This is a genomic window from Mesorhizobium sp. B2-4-13, from assembly GCF_006658535.1.
GTDB classification, from domain to species: Bacteria; Pseudomonadota; Alphaproteobacteria; order Rhizobiales; family Rhizobiaceae; genus Mesorhizobium; species Mesorhizobium australicum.
The window spans coordinates 401,283-420,728 of the sequence record NZ_VFVB01000003.1 but is presented as its reverse complement, the minus strand read 5'-3'; the positions used below and the strand labels follow the sequence as shown (position 1 = coordinate 420,728).

At 62.4% G+C, this 19,446-nt stretch carries 18 protein-coding genes; 15 read left to right on the top strand and 3 right to left on the bottom strand.

Features of this window, described 5'->3' with window-relative positions:
* Positions 1–19 precede the first annotated feature (19 nt).
* The gene (locus tag FJ936_RS10020; RefSeq protein WP_140791474.1) at positions 20–3,130 is read right to left on the bottom strand and encodes a CheR family methyltransferase; all 3,111 of its coding nucleotides are present in this window, start codon (positions 3,128–3,130) and stop codon (positions 20–22) included.
* Between the two features lie 98 nt (positions 3,131–3,228).
* Between FJ936_RS10020 and FJ936_RS30485 the strand changes: the two genes are divergently transcribed.
* Positions 3,229–3,456, top strand: coding sequence for a hypothetical protein (locus FJ936_RS30485; protein ID WP_181171361.1), 228 nt, complete (start codon positions 3,229–3,231; stop codon positions 3,454–3,456).
* Positions 3,457–3,460: 4 nt separating this feature from the next.
* Positions 3,461–4,057, top strand: coding sequence for a response regulator (locus tag FJ936_RS10015; protein ID WP_015319142.1), 597 nt, complete (start codon positions 3,461–3,463; stop codon positions 4,055–4,057).
* Positions 4,058–4,203: 146 nt separating this feature from the next.
* On the opposite strand, the gene FJ936_RS10010 is transcribed toward FJ936_RS10015, so the two are convergent.
* Positions 4,204–4,476: a hypothetical protein gene (locus FJ936_RS10010; protein ID WP_015319143.1), complete on the bottom strand. Its 273-nt coding sequence runs from the start codon at positions 4,474–4,476 to the stop codon at positions 4,204–4,206.
* Positions 4,477–4,691: 215 nt separating this feature from the next.
* Here FJ936_RS10010 and FJ936_RS10005 point away from each other — a divergent pair, with 215 nt between their 5' ends.
* The 9 genes from FJ936_RS10005 to FJ936_RS09965 all read left to right on the top strand — a co-directional run bounded on the left by FJ936_RS10005 (position 4,692) and on the right by FJ936_RS09965 (position 13,923).
* Positions 4,692–5,798 (top strand): NAD-dependent epimerase/dehydratase family protein, encoded by a 1,107-nt coding sequence (locus tag FJ936_RS10005; RefSeq protein ID WP_141906529.1) that lies wholly within the window; start codon positions 4,692–4,694, stop codon positions 5,796–5,798.
* Complete coding sequence (locus FJ936_RS10000) at positions 5,795–6,874, top strand: NAD-dependent epimerase/dehydratase family protein (protein WP_140793144.1); 1,080 nt, start codon at positions 5,795–5,797, stop codon at positions 6,872–6,874. Before FJ936_RS10005 ends, FJ936_RS10000 begins: the two co-directional genes overlap by 4 nt.
* Positions 6,871–8,163 (top strand): TIGR04295 family B12-binding domain-containing radical SAM protein, encoded by a 1,293-nt coding sequence (locus FJ936_RS09995; RefSeq protein WP_140793142.1) that lies wholly within the window; start codon positions 6,871–6,873, stop codon positions 8,161–8,163. Before FJ936_RS10000 ends, FJ936_RS09995 begins: the two co-directional genes overlap by 4 nt.
* Entirely contained in the window at positions 8,148–9,248 is a 1,101-nt protein-coding gene (locus FJ936_RS09990) for a glycosyltransferase family 4 protein (RefSeq protein ID WP_140793140.1), read from the top strand. The genes FJ936_RS09995 and FJ936_RS09990 overlap by 16 nt, the downstream gene beginning before the upstream one ends.
* 2 nt (positions 9,249–9,250) lie before the next feature.
* Positions 9,251–10,381 (top strand): glycosyltransferase, encoded by a 1,131-nt coding sequence (locus tag FJ936_RS09985; RefSeq protein WP_140793150.1) that lies wholly within the window; start codon positions 9,251–9,253, stop codon positions 10,379–10,381.
* Entirely contained in the window at positions 10,378–11,472 is a 1,095-nt protein-coding gene (locus FJ936_RS09980; RefSeq protein ID WP_140793138.1) for a glycosyltransferase, read from the top strand. The genes FJ936_RS09985 and FJ936_RS09980 overlap by 4 nt, the downstream gene beginning before the upstream one ends.
* Entirely contained in the window at positions 11,469–12,572 is a 1,104-nt protein-coding gene (locus FJ936_RS09975) for a glycosyltransferase (RefSeq protein ID WP_140715380.1), read from the top strand. Before FJ936_RS09980 ends, FJ936_RS09975 begins: the two co-directional genes overlap by 4 nt.
* Before the next feature lie 23 nt (positions 12,573–12,595).
* Positions 12,596–13,642, top strand: a complete 1,047-nt coding sequence (locus FJ936_RS09970; RefSeq protein ID WP_140793136.1) for a UDP-glucuronic acid decarboxylase family protein — start codon at positions 12,596–12,598, stop codon at positions 13,640–13,642.
* Positions 13,643–13,722: 80 nt separating this feature from the next.
* On the top strand, positions 13,723–13,923 hold the full coding sequence (locus FJ936_RS09965) for a hypothetical protein (RefSeq protein WP_224582624.1): 201 nt from the start codon (positions 13,723–13,725) through the stop codon (positions 13,921–13,923).
* Positions 13,924–13,929: 6 nt separating this feature from the next.
* Here FJ936_RS09965 and FJ936_RS09960 read toward each other — a convergent pair whose 3' ends face one another.
* Positions 13,930–15,675 (bottom strand): hypothetical protein, encoded by a 1,746-nt coding sequence (locus FJ936_RS09960; RefSeq protein ID WP_140793134.1) that lies wholly within the window; start codon positions 15,673–15,675, stop codon positions 13,930–13,932.
* A 155-nt stretch (positions 15,676–15,830) separates the two neighbouring features.
* Between FJ936_RS09960 and FJ936_RS09955 the strand changes: the two genes are divergently transcribed.
* The 4 genes from FJ936_RS09955 to FJ936_RS09940 are packed head-to-tail and all read left to right on the top strand — an operon-like array spanning position 15,831 to position 19,445.
* Entirely contained in the window at positions 15,831–16,934 is a 1,104-nt protein-coding gene (locus tag FJ936_RS09955) for an inositol-3-phosphate synthase (protein WP_140793148.1), read from the top strand.
* The gene (locus FJ936_RS09950; RefSeq protein WP_140617543.1) at positions 16,931–17,527 is read left to right on the top strand and encodes a histidine phosphatase family protein; all 597 of its coding nucleotides are present in this window, start codon (positions 16,931–16,933) and stop codon (positions 17,525–17,527) included. Before FJ936_RS09955 ends, FJ936_RS09950 begins: the two co-directional genes overlap by 4 nt.
* Positions 17,528–17,541: 14 nt before the next feature.
* On the top strand, positions 17,542–18,642 hold the full coding sequence (locus tag FJ936_RS09945) for a glycosyltransferase (protein WP_140665711.1): 1,101 nt from the start codon (positions 17,542–17,544) through the stop codon (positions 18,640–18,642).
* On the top strand, positions 18,642–19,445 hold the full coding sequence (locus FJ936_RS09940) for a sugar phosphate nucleotidyltransferase (RefSeq protein WP_140793130.1): 804 nt from the start codon (positions 18,642–18,644) through the stop codon (positions 19,443–19,445). The genes FJ936_RS09945 and FJ936_RS09940 overlap by 1 nt, the downstream gene beginning before the upstream one ends.
* The last annotated feature ends 1 nt before the right edge of the window (position 19,446 follow it).

Sequence of the window (19,446 nt, the reverse complement as noted above, 5' to 3'; positions counted from 1 at the left end):
AGAACGCGCGGTCTGTCGCTCACGGCGCATCCTTGTGGTTTGCCGAAAAAGCGATCTGGACATCGAGGCCGTCCTTGCGGAAGGAGGTGTCGACCTGGCCGCCGAGCCTGTAGCCGATTTCCCCCTTCAACAGGTTCAGGCCAAAGCCGTCGTTCAACGGCTCCTTGACGGGAGGGCCATCCTTTTCGCGCCAGCCAAGCGTGAAATTATCGCCATCCATCGCCCATCTGACACCGATCCTGCCTCGGGGCTTGGACAGGGCACCATACTTGGCCGCGTTGGTTGCCAGTTCATGGATGGCCATGCTGAGGGAAAGCCCCTGTTGCGGGCCGAGTCTGACGTCGTCGCCATCGAGTTCGATCCGTTCGAGGCCAAACGGCTCGAGTTCCTGGTGGAGCAGTTCCTTGACCGAAGCTTCTTTCCACCTCTCGCGGGTCAGCAGTCCGTAGGCCCGGGACATGGCATGCAGCCGGCCGATCAAGGCCTCCGCGAACTCTTCTTTCGTATCCGAACTGTCCCGCGTCCGGTTGGCGATGCTGGCGATCACCGCCAGCATGTTCTTGACGCGATGGTTGAGCTCCGAGATGAGCACCTGCTGATGCTCTTCCGCCCGCGCCAGGGTGGTAACGTCGACCAGTGTCACCACGACGCCCTGTATCCTGTTGCCCTTGTCCCGATAGGGATTGATGCGGACCATGTGAAACAGGCCCCTGGAATCGCGCGCAAGATGGTGGTTCAGGATCTCGCCCGTCTCGAACACCTTGTCGATGTGCTGTTTCAACTCGGGATAATCGAGTTGGCTCGACAAATCCGTCAGCGGCCGGCCGACATCGGAGGGGCGCAGACTGAAGAAGGATGAGGCCGCCGGCGTGAAGGTCCGCACCACAAGACTGCGGTCGAGAAAAATGGTCGCGATGTCGGTGCTTTCGAACAGATTGCGCAGATCGCTGTTGGCGTGATCGAGCTCTTCTATCTTGCTGGTCAACTCCGCGTTGATCGTGTTGAGCTCCTCGTTGAGCGACTGCATCTCTTCCTTGGACGCTTCAAGTTCCTCGTTGGTGGATTGCGCCTCTTCGTTGACGGAGACGAGTTCCTCGTTCGACGATTTCACCTCTTCGAGGGCCGTCTCGTATTCCTCTATGGTGGATTGAAGGCGCTCTCTTGTGTCGCGCAGTTCCCGCTCAAGATCGGCGGTGCTGTCGCTGTCACGGCCGCCACCGTCCTCATCGGATCGGGCCTGGGTCGGGCCCGACGGCTCGAAGAGGACAAGGTAAAGCGGCTCACCATTGCCCCTCTCGGCCAGGGGTTCGATGGTCAGCCTGATCGGTTGGACGCGTTCGTCGTCTTCCTCGACGGCGAGATTGTCCCGCACAACAGTGCGGCGTGTCGTCGTCGCCTCCCTCAATGCGGCGCGCAGGTCCAGGCGAAGCCCGCGGCGCGCCATCGTCAGCAACTGCCGGCTGGGGATGCCTTGCGGCGCTTCGAGGTATCTTCCGGTCCTCGCCGAATAGTAGACGACGTCGCCTTCGGCGTTGACGAGGACATGCGGCGGCGCGAACCGCTCCAGCACCTGCGCCTCGACAGCCTGGCGCAGCGGATAGCCGACCGTGCCCTTCTTCAAGCCGGCGGTTTCGGCGGGAAAGACGCCGGAATGGACATCCCCGATCAGGGCCGGCAGCCTGATATGTGGCGAGGCATGCTCCCGTGCTTGGAAGAGGCGATGTTTCTTGTCGACGGTGGCGAACAGATTTTCGTGCTGCCCGACGCTTTCGGACGTGCCGAGGAAAAGATAGCCACCCGGCTTCAGCGAATAGTGGAAGACAGGAAGAACGCGGCTTTGAATGGCTGGGCCGAAATAGATCAGCAGATTGCGGCACGAAACCAGATCCATGCGCGAGAAGGGCGGATCGCGGATGACGCTGTGCGGCGAGAAGATGCACAGTTCCCGGATCTCGTTGCTGATGACGTAGCTTTCGCCATCGCCGTTGAAAAACCGCTGTTTGCGCTCCGGGGAAAGACCCTGCATCAAGGCCTCGGGATAGCGTGCGGCGCGCGCCACGGCCAAGGCCGGCTCGTCTATGTCGGTGGCGAATATCTGGACGCGCGGAACGGCTGAAAGCGTTTCCATGTGTTCACGCAGCAGGATGCCGATGGAGAACACCTCCTCGCCGGTGGCGCAGCCGGGAACCCAGACCCTGACCGTATCGGTCGCGGTCTTGCCCTCGAACAGCCGCGGGATAATCTTTTGTTCCAGCAATTCGAAGGCATCGGGATCGCGGAAGAAGTTGGTGACATTGATCAGCAGATCGCGAAACAGGTTCATCACCTCGCGAGGGTCCTTCTTCAGCCAGTCGATATAGCCGTTGATGGACTGCATCTGGGCGATCTGCATGCGCCGCTTGATGCGGCGCAGGAATGTCTTGGTTTTATAGCCTGAAAAGTCGTGGCCGGAGTGGCTGCGCAAAATGCCGTATATCTGTTCGCGGACCTTATCTATGTCGGCCGCATGGTCGTCCTCTTCGTTCGTCAGCCCGTCCAGCGTGTCGAAGCCCCTGGCGTAAGCCTCGAGCTTCGCTCCAATCTCCTCGGCGGGCACGGCAACATCGATCAGGCCGCTGGCAATGGCGCTCTGCGGCATGTCGGGATTGCGCGGACCATAGCCGTCCGGTGCTTGCGCGACGGTGAGCCCGCCCCGCTCCTTGATCGCCTTGACGCCCAGGGTGCCATCGGAATCACCGCCCGACAGAATCACGCCGACCGAGTATTCGCCCTGGTCGTCGGCCAGTGCGCTGAAGAAGATATCGACAGGTTTGCGCTCTTGGGTAAGCCCATTGGGGCGCCGCAGGTGCAGCACGCCATTCTCGATGACCAGAGTGACGTTTTCCGGCATCACATAGACGTGGTCGGGTTCGACGGCCACGCCGTCCTCGACCACCACGACAGGCATCTCGGTGTAGCGGTCGATGACCTCGTGCAGCAGGCTGTTGCGCTTGGGACTGAGGTGCGTGATGATCACGAACGCCATGCCGGGCCGGTCGGTGATGCCCTTGAAAAGCCCTTCCATTGCGGGAATGCCACCCGCGGACGCTCCGATGCCGACGATGGGGAACTTGATTGATCGGGCTGTCACGGCATGTCCCCCTTTCGCCCGACCGACATGAAGTCTCTCAACGTCGGATCGGACAGGACACAACCATATAGCGCGCAGGGAGGATGGAACAAGTCAGCATGGATGACGTTGAACCCGATATCCATGGTGGTTCAATGACAAAACGCTCTGCTGGCCTGAAACTCCTGGCGCCAATGGTGCCGGGGGCGCCTGAATTAATCGAAGGTCTCGATGGGCCCATCCCGGATCGCATGCTGGTGCTTGCGAAACGGTTGCAGGCGGCGCTGGATGACAGGAAAGTGGAAGTGCCTTCTTTGCATCCTAAACTCCGTTCGAAGAAAGGATGACGACGTGCGCGATCTGCGGGGGTTGCATCTTCTGATTGTCGAAGACGAATGGTCGATGGCTGGAGATCTTGCGAGGTTTTTCAGCAACATGGGTGCTATCATTCTCGGGCCCGCCGCTACCGTCGAGCAGGCGTCTGAACATACCGATCAAGCCGAAGCTGCAATCCTGGACGTCAATCTCAACGGCCGACGTGTGTTTCCGATCGCCGACAAGTTGATGCGCCGCGGTATCCCCTTCGTATTCTTCAGCGGCGACAACGACATCGCCATCCCCGAGCATCTCCGTTACGCCAGCAATTTGCGGAAATCCTCGGGCAGCAAGGCTGTGTTCAATGCCCTTTTTCCGCCGCAGGCATCCGAACAAGCGGACATCTCCGTGCCCTCCCCGCCAGACGACGTTTTCACCCTTTTGCCCAAACTGCGCCTCGCGGCGCGTCTTCTGCTGGGAGACGTCAACGCATCGGACCGGCTGGTCGAGAGGACACTCGAGCAAGCGATCCGGGACGTCGACCACCGGCAGCTTGGCCAGTCCACCGAAAACTGGCTCAACGACGTCATGCGAGAGGTGGCCAAAGCCCGCGGCGCAAAGCTGATGCATTGAATTCTCCTGGGCCGAGGCCAAGGCGCTTCCCTTGGGGGTTGCTGGATCACCTTTCTGGATCAGGCCCGAAGCAATAGGGCAGTCGATTGTTCCAGCGACTTTCGAGATTTTCTGGGGCCCGCTGCATCGGCCGCCAGCCAGCCCTCTCAACCCTTGCGATCGCGCTCGACGAATTTATTGAAACGGCTGGATTTTCCGTCGCTGGTCTTGGCCTGATAAAGGAAGGCCAGATCGTTCTCGTCGAATATCCGGAAGAACTCGTCCCAATCGATGGGGTCGAATGCTTCCTCGGGCTCGCCAAAGTCGATCCGCAGGATGCCGCCTTCGCCCTTGGTGCGGACCACCGCCGGCCGGCCCTGCCGCTCCTCGGCCCATTTGCGAATTTCGTCGTGATTGGTGGTCGTCTGGGACTGCGACATTGAAATCTCCCTTGATCATCGGCTTCGCCTTTCGGCGTCACGGCGGCTGTCGAGCGCCCTAACAGCATACCGGCGGCAATGTTCCCGCATCGCGGGCGGATGGTGTTGCGCTTGCTTTCAGGCGAAGCCCGCGAAGGGAACTTTGTTGAAGCACAGGGAACAAACCTTTTGCCGAAAAGTTCGGGGCGCCGAGGTCACTTGTCCGAGGAGTCGTCGTGAAACGCATATTGGTTACAGGAGGCTGCGGCTTCATCGGCCGCCACGTCACACAAGAACTCATCGCTCAGGATTATTCAGTTCGCATTCTCGACGCCCTGCTGGAGCAGGTGCATGCGGGTGAAGCGGTCGCGCTTCCCGCAGGTGCCGAACTGATCAAGGGCGACATTCGCGACCGCGAAGCCGTTGCCGAGGCGCTGGAAGGCGTCGACGCTGTCATTCACCTGGCGTCGGAAGTCGGCGTCGGACAATCAATGTACGAGATCGCGCGCTATGTCGGCACCAACGATCTCGGCACGGCGACACTGCTTGAGGCGCTGATCAAGCATCCGGTCGAACGGATCGTCGTCGCCTCCTCGATGAGCGTCTATGGCGAGGGCCTCTATGCCACGCCCGACGGCCGGCGCATCGACAATGCAAGGCGCAAGTCAAGCGACATCAAAAGCGGACAGTGGAATCCGCTGTCGCCGGAAGGCGACCCCCTTTCGCCGCTGCCGACGGATGAAGAAAAGCCGGTCGACCTCGCCTCGATCTACGCGCTGACGAAATATGCCCAGGAACGCGCCGTGCTGATCTTTGGCGAAGCGTACAACATCGATGCGGTCGCGTTGCGCCTGTTCAATGTCTTCGGTGCCGGCCAGGCGCTATCAAATCCCTACACCGGCGTGCTGGCCAATTTCGCTTCACGTCTCGCCAATGGCCAGCGGCCGATGATCTTCGAGGATGGCGAACAGAAGCGCGATTTCGTTCATGTGCATGACGTCGCCCGCGCCTTTCGCCTTGCGCTGCAGCAACGTCAGGCAAAGGGCCACGTCATCAACATCGGCAGCGGCCGCGCCTATGCGATCAGCGAAGTCGCGCGATTGCTGGCGGAAGCCATGGGAACCCCGAACCGTTCGCCCGAGCTGCTCGGCAAGGCGCGCTCCGGCGACATTCGCAACTGCTTCGCCGATATCTCCAAGGCACGTGAGCTGCTCGGCTTCGAACCCGCCCTGCAATTGGAGAACTCTCTCGGGGATTTCGTTTCCTGGGTGCGCAACACGGCCGCCGTCGATCGCGGCGCCGAAATGAAGCGCGAACTCGAAGAGCGCGGGTTGGTGTCATGAGCCCGGGCGCACGCAACCGACGCGAAGCGCCAGTCGCCATCGTCGGCGGCAGCGGCTTCATAGGATCAAACCTGGCCGACAGCCTGTTGTCGGATGGCGAGCCGGTGCTGGTGGTCGACAATCTCAGCCGTCCCGGCATCGAACAGAACCTGCAATGGCTTGCCCAGAAACACGGTGGCCGCCTTACGGTCGAGACCATCGATGTGCGGGACGCCAATGCCTTGGCGCCGGCCCTGATGAGATGCAAGGCGATTTTCCATCTGGCCGCGCAGACGGCCGTCACCACGAGCCTGGTCCGGCCGGACGAGGATTTCGACATCAATCTTCGCGGAACGTTCAACGTGCTGGAAGCGGCGCGGCTGAGCGGCGAGCGCATCCCGGTGATTTTCGCCAGCACCAACAAGGTTTACGGCAGCCTCCCCGACGTCGCGGTTCGCGCGGACGACGACCGCTACATACCTTGCGATAGCGCGATCCAGGCCGGCGGGATCGACGAGGCTCGCGGCCTCGATTTCTGCACACCCTACGGCTGCTCCAAGGGCGCGGCGGACCAATATGTGCTCGACTACGCCAAATCCTACGGCATGCCCACGGCGGTGCTGCGGATGAGCTGCATCTACGGACCGCGCCAGTTTGGAACCGAGGACCAGGGTTGGGTAGCGCACTTCCTGCTCAGCGCCCTGACGGGACGGGAAATCACCATCTATGGCGACGGCAGGCAGGTGCGCGACATCCTGCACGTCTCCGATGCGGTCGCCGCCTACAGGGCCGTGCTGGACCATATCGAGATCACCAAGGGCCAGCCATTCAATCTTGGCGGCGGACCTGAAAACGCGCTCAGCCTGCGTATGCTGTTGAGCGAGATCCGCAGCCTGACCGGTCGCGAGCTCTCGGTCCGCCACGATGGGGAACGGACCGGCGACCAGCCCTTCTTCGTCGCCGATACCCGCAAGATCGAGACGGCGCTTGGCTGGAAGGCGCAGATTGCGTGGCGTGAGGGCATTCGCGATCTCGCCAACTGGCTGCAGCGCCACCGGCTCGAGCCCCGCCCCGAAGCCGTGAGGTACGTCGCATGAGAATAGCCCTCGTCAACCCGTCCTGGACATATGACGACAGCATCTATTTCGGCTGCCGCCAACCGCATCTGCCGCTGGAACTCGGCTATTCGAAAGCCCTGCTCGAGGCGGCCGGCCATGAGGTGCTGATGCTGGACGGGCAATTGCAGAAGCTCGACAATTCCGGGCTCTGCGAACGCGTGGTTGATTTCGCGCCGGCAATGACGGTCGTCAGCACCGCGCCGACCTATCTGTTCTGGCGCTGCGCACCGCCGGAATTGCGGGTGCCGGCCGATTTCCTCAATCGCCTGGCCGGGCGTGGCGGACGCACGGTCGCGGTCGGGCCACATGGTTCGGCGACGCCGGCGCCGACCTTGCGCAAGCTGGGCGTCGACATTGTCGTGCGCGGCGAATGCGAGGAAGTCGTCGCGGAACTTGCACGACGCGACGATTGGAGCGCGGTACCCTCAACCGCCTATCTGCGGGACGCCAAGCTGGTGTCGAACGGCGGCGTCCATTCCAGTTCGTTTGTCGATCACCCGCCGCTGGAATGGCCATCCGACTGGATTGCCGCCCATTCGCATCACCATCACCGGTTCGATGACCAACAGCTTGGATTCGGCGCCGAGGTCGAGGCGTCGCGCGGCTGTCCCTACAATTGCAGCTTCTGCGCCAAGATCGATTTCCGCGATGCCTATCGCCGCCGCAACCACGAAGCGGTGGTGACTGAAATCGATAGGCTGATCGCCCAGGGTGTCGGCTACATCTACTTCATCGACGAAATCTTCCTGCCCCAAAAAGCGTTGCTGGAGGCGTTGGTCGGCCGCGATGTAAAATTCGGCGTCCAGACCCGCATCGATCTGTGGAAACCCGAGCTGCTGGAACTGCTGGGCGCGGCAGGCTGCGTGTCCATCGAAGCCGGCCTCGAAAGCCTGACGGTGGAAGGGCGGGCCATGCTGGCGAAGCGCTGCCGGCTGGGCACCGAGGAGCTTGCCGCGCTGCTGGTCAAGGCCAGATGCCACGTTCCCTTCGTCCAGGCCAATCTGATCGGCGTTGTCGAGGACGATCCTGCCCTTGTCGATCACTGGCGAGCCCACCTGATCGACAATGGCGTGTGGGCCAATGAACCCGTGCCGCTGTATCCATATCCGAGTTCGCCCAGCTATCGCGAGCTTTGGGGCGAACCCGACGACCTCGCCTGGGAGCGCGCTCATGATCATTACCTCGCATCGTTCCAGAAGTTCAGCGACATCCAGGAAAAGCGCCCGCGCCCGCTGGCGGAACTGGAGGCGGCATGTTGCGGACACTGACGCCACGCAAGCGCCGCATCCTGATGACCGTCGACGCCATGGGCGGAGTATGGCGCTATGCGCTTGATCTCGGCCGGGAACTGGTCAATGGCGGCGACAGCGTTGTGTTCGCCGGGCTGGGGCCGCAACCATCCAGGCAACAGGCCGAAGAGGCACGGTCCTTCGCGACGCTCATCTGGTTGAATACGCCACTGGACTGGATGACCCGCAGCGCCGGCGAGCTCGACCGTCTGCCGCTGGAATTGCGTGCGCCGATACGCGACTACGCCATCGACCTTGTCCATCTCAACGGACCGACGCAGGCGGTGGGGTTGGACGCGCCTTGCCCAGTCATAGCGGTCTCGCATTCATGCGTGACGACATGGTTCCATTCCGTCAAGGGACAGGCGTTGGATAGCGCATGGAGCTGGCAGAAAGAGCGCAACAGGCGCGGCTTCGACAGGGCCGACGCAGTCATCGCCCCAAGCCGCAGCCATGCCGAGATGCTCGAGACCTGCTATGGCCCGATCGCACGCCTTCACGTCGTCGGAAATGCCGCACGCCCCGTCCCGACAGCAGAAACCCGCCAGCCGCTCGTCTTCGCCGCCGCCCGCTGGTGGGACGAGGGAAAGAATGTGGTGGTGGTCGACCAGGCCGCCTCGTTGACGCAATGGCCTCTCTTTACAGCCGGTTCGCTTCACGGCCCGAACGGCGAGCGCGCCACCGTCAACCATGCCGTTCCTCTCGGAGCACTGCCGCATGACGAGGTGCGCTCCCTGATGGCCCGCGCCGGTATTTTCGTGTCTCCGTCGCTCTACGAACCGTTCGGTCTGGCGGCTCTGGAAGCGGCCATGTCGGCAACGCCCCTGGTGCTCTCGGACATCCCGACCTATCGCGAGTTATGGGACGGGGCCGCCATGTTCTTTGACGGTCGCGACCCGCATGATCTTGCAGCCTGCATCAATCGTCTTTCCAGCGATGCGGGGCATAGGCGAGAGCTCGGCCACGCCGCCCTCCGCCGAAGCCGCAGGTTCACTCTGGCGAGACAGGCAGCGGCCATGCGCGATGTCTACGAAAAGGCGGCGCTGGCCGTGGCGGAGCGCTGATGATGCGCTTTTTGTTCTACACCCACTCGCTCGTCTCCGACTGGAACCACGGCAATGCCCATTTCCTTCGCGGCGTCATGCGCGAACTGGTGGCGCGCCGGCACCAGGCCATCGCTCTGGAGCCGGCGGACGGCTGGAGCCGATCGAACCTGCTGGCCGAGAAGGGATCCTTCGCGATCGAACGTTTTCGCAAGGATTTCCCCGAATTGATGCCGATGACCTACGATGCCGCGTTCGATCATGAAGCCTGGATCGCCGAGGCCGACGTGGTGATCGTCCACGAATGGACCGACCCGGAGCTTGTCGCTCGCATCGGCCGTGCCCGGGCCGATGGCGGCAAATTCACCTTGCTGTTTCACGACACCCATCACCGCGCCGTGTCGGCCACCGAGGCAATCTCGGCGCTCCGCCTGGAACATTATGATGGCGTTCTCGCCTTTGGCGAAGCGCTGCGCGAGAGCTATCTGCGCGCCGGCTGGGGCAAGCGCGTCTTCACCTGGCATGAAGCGGCGGACGATCGGCTGTTCAAACCGCACCCGGAAATCCACGCGACGTCCGACCTAGTCTGGATCGGAAACTGGGGCGACGACGAGCGGACGGCCGAAATCCAGGAGTTCCTGATCGAACCCGTGCGCGATCTCAGTCTTCAGGCCACTGTTCACGGTGTCCGCTATCCCGAGCCGGCACTTGCCGAACTGGCCGCCGCGGGTCTGCGCTACGAAGGGTGGATCGCCAATGCCGACGTGCCGAAGGCGTTCGCCGCGCATCGTGTCACCGTGCACATCCCGCGGCGTCCTTATCGTCAAGGCTTGCCGGGAATTCCGACGATCCGCATGTTCGAGGCACTTGCCTGCGGCATCCCGCTGATTTCAGCGCCTTGGTCCGATGTCGAGCAGCTTTTCAGGCCCGGCATCGACTTCCTGTTTGCCGAGGATGGATCGCAAATGCGGCAACACCTCCAGGCGGTGTTGGCCGATCCCGATTTTGCGGCCTCCCTGGTGACCTCGGGTCTTGAGACCATCCGCTCGCGGCACACCTGCCGTCACCGCGTCGACGAGTTGTTCGACGTGCTCTGGCAATGCACGACCCTGCACACCGCCGAGCTGACCGCCGCAAAGGAAGCCGCAGCATGAAGATCGCATTCTATGGATCGAGCCTTTTGTCGTCCTACTGGAACGGCGCCGCGACCTATTACCGAGGATTGCTGAAGGCGCTTTCGCAACTGGGCTACGAAATCACCTTCTATGAGCCTGACGTTTATGACCGGCAGAAGAACCGTGACATCGAGGCGCCGGACTGGTGCTCTGTCGTCGTCTACGAGGCAACCCACCATGCCCTGATGCAGGTGGCGGCGCGTGCCGCCGAGGCCGATATCGTCGTCAAGGCGAGTGGCGTCGGCTTCGAGGACGAGGCGCTGCTTCGCGCCGTGCTCGACCACGCCCGCAGCGATGCGCTCATTGTATTCTGGGACGTCGACGCGCCGGCCACACTCGCCCAACTGCGTGACGAGCCGGACCACCCGCTGCATCGTGCGCTGCAAGAAATCGACCTTGTGCTGACCTATGGCGGCGGCGATCCCGTGGTCTGGGCCTATCGTGCCATGGGCGCGAACGAGTGCGTGCCAATCTACAATGCGCTCGATCCCGAAACGCACCACCCGGTCGCCAGCAATGCGCGTTTTGCCTGCGATCTGGCGTTCCTCGGAAACAGGCTGCCGGATCGTGAAGCGCGGGTGGGATCGTTCTTCCTCGGTCCTGCGAGCCAGCTGCCGGAACAACGTTTTCTGCTCGGCGGATCTGGGTGGGGCGACAAGCCGCTCCCCGCCAATGTCGGCTGGCTCGGCCATGTCGGCACCCGCGATCACAACGCCTTCAATGTCACGCCGAAGGCGGTGCTGAACATCAGCCGCGACAGCATGGCCGCGAACGGTTTTTCACCCGCCACGCGTGTCTTCGAGGCGGCCGGCGCCGGCGCCTGCCTGATCACCGATGCCTGGCTCGGCGTCGAGCTGTTCCTGAAGCCCGACGAGGAGATCCTTGTGGCGCGCGACGGCGGCGATGTCGCCGAAATCATGCAGGCGCTGACTCCCGTCCGGGCAAAGGCGATCGGCCAGGCCGCACTTCGACGCGTTCTCGCCGATCATACCTACGCATTGCGGGCGGCCGTGGCTGATGCGGTCTTCAAACGGCATTTGACGCACGGGACCGTGGAGGCAGCCGAATGACCAGGCAGTTGGACATCGTCTTTCTCGGCCTGTCGCTTTCCTCGTCCTGGGGAAACGGCCATGCCACCACTTTTCGAGGTCTGTTGAAAGGCCTCCACCAACTCGGCCATCGCGTAACTTTTCTGGAGCGCGATGTGCCATGGTACGCCAATCACCGCGATTTGCGCGATCCGGATTTCTGCGCCTTGCGCTACTACGAAACCGTGCAGGAACTGCAACGCGACTACGCGCGGTGTCTGCAACAGGCCGATGTCGTGGTGATCGGCTCCTTCGTACCGGAAGGGCGCGCGGTGATCGACACCGTCGCTTCACTTTGCAAAGGACAACTCTGCTTTTACGACATCGACACGCCGGTGACCCTGGCGAAGCTGTCGGCGGACGATTGCGACTATCTGAGCTGGCGCCAAATCCCCTACTTCGACATCTATTTCTCTTTTGCCGGCGGCCCGATGCTTGCCGATCTGACGCAGACCTTCGGCGCACGCCGCGCCGAGCCGCTCTACTGTTCGGTCGATCCGGAACGGCATCACCGCACCGCCGATCCGATCGGCTGGGATCTCGGTTATCTCGGCACCTACAGCGCCGACCGGCAAGCCACGCTCAACGCGCTTCTGCTCGAGCCTGCACGGCGCATGCCGGATCGGCGTTTCGTCGTGGCCGGCTCGCAATATCCGTCCGACATCGACTGGCCCGACAATGTCGAGCGCATCGAACACTTGCCGCCGGCCGATCATGCCGCATTCTATAGCCGTCAGCGCTACACCCTGAACGTCACACGCAGTTCCATGATTGCCGCGGGATGGTCGCCCAGCGTGCGCCTTTTCGAAGCCGCGGCTTGCGGCACGCCGATCATCAGCGACCGCTGGCCAGGCCTCGACAGCTTCTTTCCCGCATCGACGATCCACACGGCCAGGATGGCGGACGAGGTCGTCGCGATCCTGTCCCGGGAATCGGCTCGTACACGTCTCGCGATGGCCGACCGGGCACGCGAACTCGTCCTTGCCTCCCACACCGGTGCGGCCAGGGCTCGCGAATTCATCACGGCGCTTACGCAAAAGGGGGCGGTGGTCCTCGATCTCGATATCGGAAGTGCAGCATGACTGGCAGACAGGAGAAAATCGCGATGCGACAAACAAAAAAAGCGCAAAGGGCAAAGACGGTGCTCGTCGCCGGTGGCGCGGGCTTCCTCGGTTCGCATCTTTGCGAAGCATTGTTACGCGATGGCTGGCGTGTGATCTGCGCCGACAATTTTCTTACCGGTCGCATGGAGAACATCAACGCGATCATGGACCAGCCGGGTTTCCGGTTGATCGAGCAGGATATCTGCCGTCCATTGGAGCTTGGCGAGCCGGTGGATCGCATTTTCAACATGGCCTGCGCCGCCTCGCCGCCGCGTTACCAGGCCGATCCGATCCACACCACGCGAACCTGCGTCATCGGAACGTTGAACCTGCTCGAACTCGCCGCCCGCAACGACGCGCGATTGCTGCAGGCCTCCACGAGTGAAGTGTATGGCGATCCGGAGCAACATCCGCAGAGGGAAGATTATGTCGGCCATGTGAACTGCACCGGCCCACGCGCCTGCTACGACGAAGGCAAACGCACCGCCGAAACACTTTGCTTCGACTATCTGCGAGCCGGCAAGGCCGACGTTCGTGTCGCGCGTATCTTCAACACCTACGGGCCGAGAATGGATCCGGCGGACGGCCGCATCGTCTCGAACCTGATCATGCAGGCGCTCGAGAAGCGCCCGCTGACGATTTTCGGCGACGGCATGCAGACGCGATCCTTCTGCTACGTCTCCGATCTGATCGATGGGTTGATGGGCCTTATGGATATCAATCCCAATCCGGGCAAGCCCGTCAATCTGGGCAACCCCGGCGAATTCACCATTGTGCGACTGGCGGCATTGGTGAAGGCTATGACCGGCACCAAATCGGACATGACGTTCCTGCCGCTGCCGCAGGATGATCCTCGACGCCGGCAGCCCGACATCTCGCGCGCAAAAACGCTGCTCGGCTGGACGCCAAGAGTGCCTCTCACCGAGGGGCTCGCGCGGACGATCAGCTATTTCGCCACGCTTGAAGGCGGCTCGATCGGCGATCAAATGGCAGGACGCTCCACAAGGGCGAGACCCACGTCAGGCGGGCTGCAGAACCTCCCGGCCTGATGCCGGACCGCGGTCACATCTTCGCATCGATTCCCGCGGGAACATCCAGGCAAGCTTTTGGTTTGACAGGAGGACCACATATGGAGGACCTCCTCATGCACCCCAAGCGATCTCGGACCGATATCGACAGGATGGCGGAACGAGAGACGGCTGCGTATTTGCGGCGAGCCTCAATCACCTATCTGGAGTGCTGTGTCAGCCTGATGATGACGCATCTGCAGCGGGAGGAGGTGGCCAGTATTCTCGAGCAGGAAGCAGACATGCTGCGCAGGCTGGATTGACGCAGACTAATCGGCCCTGGCCTGGCCCAGGAACCGTGTCAGTCCTGCCTCATATCGGTTTGCCGTCTCCTCCAGCCTTGCTCTTTCCCAGCCATTCTCGGATTGGGCGGCCATGCTCCACAGCCCGAGCTGAAACGCCAAATAGCAAGGTTTGAAATAATCGATGAGCCTGGTGTCGATGCGGTTATCCATGCCGCCGATCAACGTCGCCGCCTCGGCTTCGGACAAGTCATATTCTACGCAGGCGCCGGCAATATCCCATTCTATCGGCTGGCAGCCGATCAGATCGTGTCCTCGGCAATGGTCGACTGCATCCGTCTTGATCAGCGTGCCATCGGAACCGACCAGAAACTCCCAGGGATGCAGCCTGCCGTCGATCTCGACCCGTTCCAACACCTCTATGGGCGTCTGCTTCGAGAACCAGGTCCGCAGTCTAGCCGCCTGGCTTTCGCCCAAAGCTTCGGAAGCATTGTGAACCGCCATCTCCGCGAGGGCGAGCAATGATGCGCCGGCTTCGCAGGTCCGCAGATTGGTCGCACGCCAGGCCAGATAGCGTGTGAACGCCGCGACAAGTCTCTGCCTGGACAGCGGCAGCTGATCCATCGTGGTTCCATCGGTCCACCGTTCGACCAGAAAACCGTGGCAGACCCCGATGACTTGCGGTCCGAATCCGGCTTGATGCAACATCCTGGCGGCTTGCATCTTGCGCAGCCCGGTTTCGCCGAGGCCGACAAATTTGACAAGCCAGCGACCTTGACCCGCGGAGGCCAGGAACTTTCGCCGTTCGGTGCCGCGTGTGCTCGGTGGCCAGCGCTTTTCGTCGGCGTAGTGAAGGGAGCGCCACGCGCCCCCGGATATTTCGGTCAAGCGCAATTTCGGACTGCCAACCGCCTCGGCTACCCAATCGCGCAGCGTTGGACTTTGCGAGCTTTCGGGGAAGGTGCGTTCGAACGTCATCGCCACATGCCTGCGGCAGCGCACCCATGTCTCCCGAACATCCGGCGAGGCTTCGGCGCCCGGATCACCCGAATGGCTGGGGAACAGGTGAATGCGGTCCGTATCGATGCCCTGTTTTCTCAGCCACGCGACGACGGCATGGACCGAACTTCCCGACAGGCCGGGACCTTCGTCGACGACCGCGAAACGGGCCGACGGCTCGTTCCTCCAGGCCGCCGCCAAACCCGGATCGGCATTGAGGCGCCGATCGAAAGGATGCCCGATCGGGCGCACGCTAATGGGCGCCGGCGCACCGATCGCGGCCGCCACCATGGCCGCGAGCCCCAGGCCGATGCTGCGGATGCCGATCACGCATGTGTTCGCATTGAGACCTGATATCCGCGCCGCGCCGAGATAACTCTCTGGATAAAGGGCATAGTGCGCGTAGCCCTCGGCCGAGCCGGTCAAAACCTCTGCCTTGCAGTCGAGCCCGGCCAGCATTTGGAGAAGTCGCAGGTCGATGCCACCGTCTACGGCGAACCCGTTTCGCCACGACCTCGCCACCTCTGCCGCAAGCCCGACCAGCAGCCTGGCGCCTTGCTGCTGCGAAGGCGAATTGGTGTCGACGCCCCGGGCCTTGAAGTCGACATCCGCGAGCCCCTGGACCAGTTCCGACACGCTGACGAACAGCCCGACCAATGCGGCATGGCGCCGGATGCCGCAAAGCATGCGATCGAGGCCTTGGGCCATTTCGATCGCCGCCTTCTGAAGCTGTCGTGCGTTCTCGGTCCGCTTGTGGTCGCCGTAGACGATCATTGGTCGATTTCCGATGCTTGCCGTGCGGGCAACGCAGCGCGCGCGGCTTCGATCCATGCTGCTTCGCGCAATTTTTGACCAAGCCAAGGAACATTCCGGCACGGTGGCGGTTCGGCGCAAGGAACTTACCTTTGAACAGCATAGGCGGCAGTTTCGTGGGATCGAAAAAAGTTCGTGTTGGTATCGTTGGAGTGGGCAATTGCGCATCCTCCCTGGTGCAGGGCCTCTCCTATTATCGCCATGCCAAAAGCAACGAACCAATCCCGGGGCTGATGCATGCCGATCTCGGTGGCTATCACGTCGACGACATCGAAATTGTCTGTGCGTTCGATGTCGCCAGAAGCAAGGTCGGCCGTGACGTCGCGGATGCGATCTACGCTCCCCCCAACAACACGTTCCGCTTTGCCGACGCGCCGACGACCGGCGTTCTCGTCGAACGCGGGCCGACGCTTGACGGGATCGGCAAATATCTGCGCGACGAAATCGAAGAAGCGCCCGAACCGGTTGCCAATGTCAGCGAGATCCTGCGCGACAGCGGAGCCGATGTGTTGGTCTCCTACCTGCCGGTGGGTTCGGAAGAGGCGACGCACTTCTACGCTGAATGCGCGCTCGAGGCCGGCTGTGCCTTCGTCAATTGCATACCGGTCTTCATCGCCTCGCGTCCGGAATGGCGCCGGCGCTTCGAGCAACGCGGGCTGCCGCTGGTCGGCGACGATATCAAGAGCCAGGTCGGCGCCACCATCGTGCACCGGTTGCTGGCCAATCTCTTTCGCGAGCGCGGCGTGCGCATCGATCGCACCTATCAGCTGAATTTCGGCGGCAACACCGATTTTCTCAACATGCTCGAACGCGAGCGGCTGGAATCGAAGAAGATCTCCAAGACGCAATCGGTAACCAGCCAGCTCGATGTTCCCCTGGAGCCGGGCAACATCCATGTCGGCCCCAGCGACCACGTGCCTTGGCTCACCGACCGCAAATGGGCCTACATCCGCGTCGAAGGCACGACCTTCGGCGGCGTGCCGCTGAATGCCGAGCTCAAGTTGGAAGTGTGGGATTCGCCCAATTCAGCCGGCGTGGTGATCGATGCGGTGCGCTGCGCCAAGCTCGCGCTCGACCGCGGCATTGCCGGGGCGCTGACGGGTCCTTGCAGCTATTTCATGAAATCGCCACCCGAACAGTTCACCGACGCCGAAGCGCGCCAGCGCACGCTCGCTTTCATCGCCGGCAAGGACGAGCCATTGCTGGATGCCGCGGAATGACGACGACGTTCTTTTTGATCCGCCATGCGGCGCACGACAATGTCGGCTCGTACCTTGCGGGCCGCATGGCCGGTGTATGTCTCGGCGAGGCCGGCAAGGCTCAAGCCGAGCAGCTTGGCGGCCGCATGGCCCGTGAGACGATTGCAGCCATTCTATGCAGCCCGCGCGAGCGCACGCAGGAGACGGCGGTTCCGATCGCTCTCGCTTGCGGTGTCGGCGAAATCGCGATCCGCGCCGAACTCGACGAGATCGACTTCGGCGACTGGTCGGGGAAGACTTTCGACGAATTGAACGGCGATGCCAGTTGGCGCGCGTGGAACGATCAGCGGCAGGAGGCCCGGACACCGAGCGGCGAGACCATGCTGGATGTCCAGGAGCGCATCGTCTCGCTGATGAACGGCGTCCGCGAGCTGCATCAGAACCAATGTGTCGCCCTGATCAGCCACGCCGATGTGATCAAGGCCGCCGTCTGCAAGGTGCTTGGCTTGCCGGTAGGCGACTGCTTTCGCTTCGACATCGATCCCGCCTCGATCACGACGATCGTATCGGGCGACTGGGGCTCGAAGCTCCTGCGATTGAACGAAGCTGCCTGACGAGGAAATTCCCCATGCGGATGGTCATTTTCGGTCTTACCGTCACGTCTTCATGGGGAAACGGCCATGCCACGCTGTGGCGTGGGCTGATCCGCGCCCTCGCCCGGCTGGGCTGGTCGATCACCTTTTTCGAACGCGACACCCCCTATTATGCCGGGACCCGCGATCTGGATCAACTCGATGGAGGCAACGTCGTCATCTATCCGGACTGGGAGGACATCCGCCGCGTCGCGGAACGGGCGATGAAGCAAGCGGATGTCGTGGTCGTCACCTCTTATTGTCCCGACGCCGTCGAGGCTTCGCGCCTCGCGCAGCAGGCATGCCGCGGACTGCGTGTCTTTTACGATCTCGATACTCCAGTCACGCTTGCCCGCGTCGAACAAGGTGAGCGGCCGCCCTATTTCGGACCTGAAGGCCTTGCCGACTACGACCTCGTCCTGAGCTACACCGGCGGCCCGGCGATCGAGGCGCTGAAGACGGTGCTGGGCGCGCGCCGCGTGATGCCGCTCTACGGGCATGTCGATCCGGACCAGCACCGGCCGGCAGAGAAGCGGGCCGAATTCGCCGGTGATCTGTCCTATCTCGGGACCTACGCGGCGGATCGCCAGGCCGGCGTCGAAAAGCTTCTGGTCCGCCCGGCCGCGCGCCTGCCCGACCAGCGCTTCATCATCGGCGGCGCACAATATCCGCAGGAATTCCCATGGAGCGACAACATCTTCTTCGTCAGGCATCTGCCGCCCGCCGACCATCCGGCGTTCTTCTCCTCGTCGCGGCTGACACTGAACGTCACCCGCGAAGCGATGGCGCAAAAGGGCTGGTGCCCGTCGGGACGGCTCTTCGAAGCGGCCGCGTGTGGAGCTGCCATCGTCACCGACGCATGGCCAGGCCTCGCGGAATTCTTCGAACCCGGCCGCGAAGTGCTGTTGGCGCGCGACACGGATGATGTGGTCGCGGCACTGCAATTGCCGGAGTTCGAGCTCGACGGCATTCGAAGGCGAGCCCGCGAACGGGTCTTGGGCGAGCACACTTCCGCCAAGCGCGCAGCGGAACTGGACAAAATCCTGGCCGATGCCTTGCGAAACCCAGTCGGTGAACCGATGAAGGAAGCAGTCTGATGTTGGGCATCGTGCCTGCTGCCGGACGCGGCAGCCGCATTCAACCGCTCGGCTTCTCGAAGGAGCTGCTGCCGGTCGGCAGCAGGATCGACGGACAGACCGAACGTCCCTGCGCCGTGAGCGAGTATCTGGTACGGCGAATGGTCCAGGCCGGCGTCGACAAGATTTGCTTCATCATCGGATCGGGCAAATCCGACATCCTCGAATATTATGCCGCCGGCTACGGTGAGGCGGCAGCGCTCTTCGTGGTGCAGCCTCAACCCGTCGGTCTCTGCGATGCGATTTTCCGGGCAGCGCCCCTCGTCGCGCCCGACGAGGTCGTCCTCGTCGGGCTTCCAGATACGATCTGGTTTCCCGAGGACGGCTTCTGTCGCTTGCCTGACGATCAGCTTTCTTTTCTGCTCTTCCCGGTGGATAGCCCGGAATTCTTCGACGCCGTCGTTACCGATGATGACGAGCGGGTGATCGAAATCCAGGTCAAGCGGCAGGACGCCGCCACGAACTGGGTTTGGGGTGCGTTCAAGATGCCCGGCCATATCCTGCATCGGCTTGCGGCACTCTGGCGCGAGCGGGATGGTCGTGACGAATATATCGGCACGTTGATCAACGCCTACCTTGCGGGCGGGGGTGTGGCCTATGGTGTCAAGGCAGGGTCCGCTTATGTCGATGTCGGTACATTCAATGGGTATCGCACAGCTCTGCGGTTGCTTGAAAACGGCGTCCCGTCAGCTCATCACCAGCCCGCAACGATCATGCCCGGCGCGCATTCGCATGTGCCTGTCGTTCCGGGTGAAGGAGCCTGAC

Bases quoted from the DNA above. Each gene is read 5' to 3' on its own strand.
- FJ936_RS09995 (WP_140793142.1), top strand. From the start codon at position 6,871: ATGAGAATAGCCCTCGTCAACCCGTCCTGGACATATGACGACAGCATC.
- FJ936_RS09965 (WP_224582624.1), top strand. From the start codon at position 13,723: ATGGAGGACCTCCTCATGCACCCCAAGCGATCTCGGACCGATATCGAC.
- FJ936_RS09975 (WP_140715380.1), top strand. From the start codon at position 11,469: ATGACCAGGCAGTTGGACATCGTCTTTCTCGGCCTGTCGCTTTCCTCG.
- FJ936_RS10000 (WP_140793144.1), top strand. From the start codon at position 5,795: ATGAGCCCGGGCGCACGCAACCGACGCGAAGCGCCAGTCGCCATCGTC.
- FJ936_RS09945 (WP_140665711.1), top strand. From the start codon at position 17,542: ATGCGGATGGTCATTTTCGGTCTTACCGTCACGTCTTCATGGGGAAAC.
- FJ936_RS30485 (WP_181171361.1), top strand. From the start codon at position 3,229: ATGGATGACGTTGAACCCGATATCCATGGTGGTTCAATGACAAAACGC.
- FJ936_RS09985 (WP_140793150.1), top strand. From the start codon at position 9,251: ATGCGCTTTTTGTTCTACACCCACTCGCTCGTCTCCGACTGGAACCAC.
- FJ936_RS09940 (WP_140793130.1), top strand. From the start codon at position 18,642: ATGTTGGGCATCGTGCCTGCTGCCGGACGCGGCAGCCGCATTCAACCG.
- FJ936_RS09990 (WP_140793140.1), top strand. From the start codon at position 8,148: ATGTTGCGGACACTGACGCCACGCAAGCGCCGCATCCTGATGACCGTC.
- FJ936_RS09970 (WP_140793136.1), top strand. From the start codon at position 12,596: ATGCGACAAACAAAAAAAGCGCAAAGGGCAAAGACGGTGCTCGTCGCC.
- FJ936_RS10010 (WP_015319143.1), bottom strand. From the start codon at position 4,476: ATGTCGCAGTCCCAGACGACCACCAATCACGACGAAATTCGCAAATGG.
- FJ936_RS09950 (WP_140617543.1), top strand. From the start codon at position 16,931: ATGACGACGACGTTCTTTTTGATCCGCCATGCGGCGCACGACAATGTC.
- FJ936_RS09980 (WP_140793138.1), top strand. From the start codon at position 10,378: ATGAAGATCGCATTCTATGGATCGAGCCTTTTGTCGTCCTACTGGAAC.
- FJ936_RS09960 (WP_140793134.1), bottom strand. From the start codon at position 15,675: ATGATCGTCTACGGCGACCACAAGCGGACCGAGAACGCACGACAGCTT.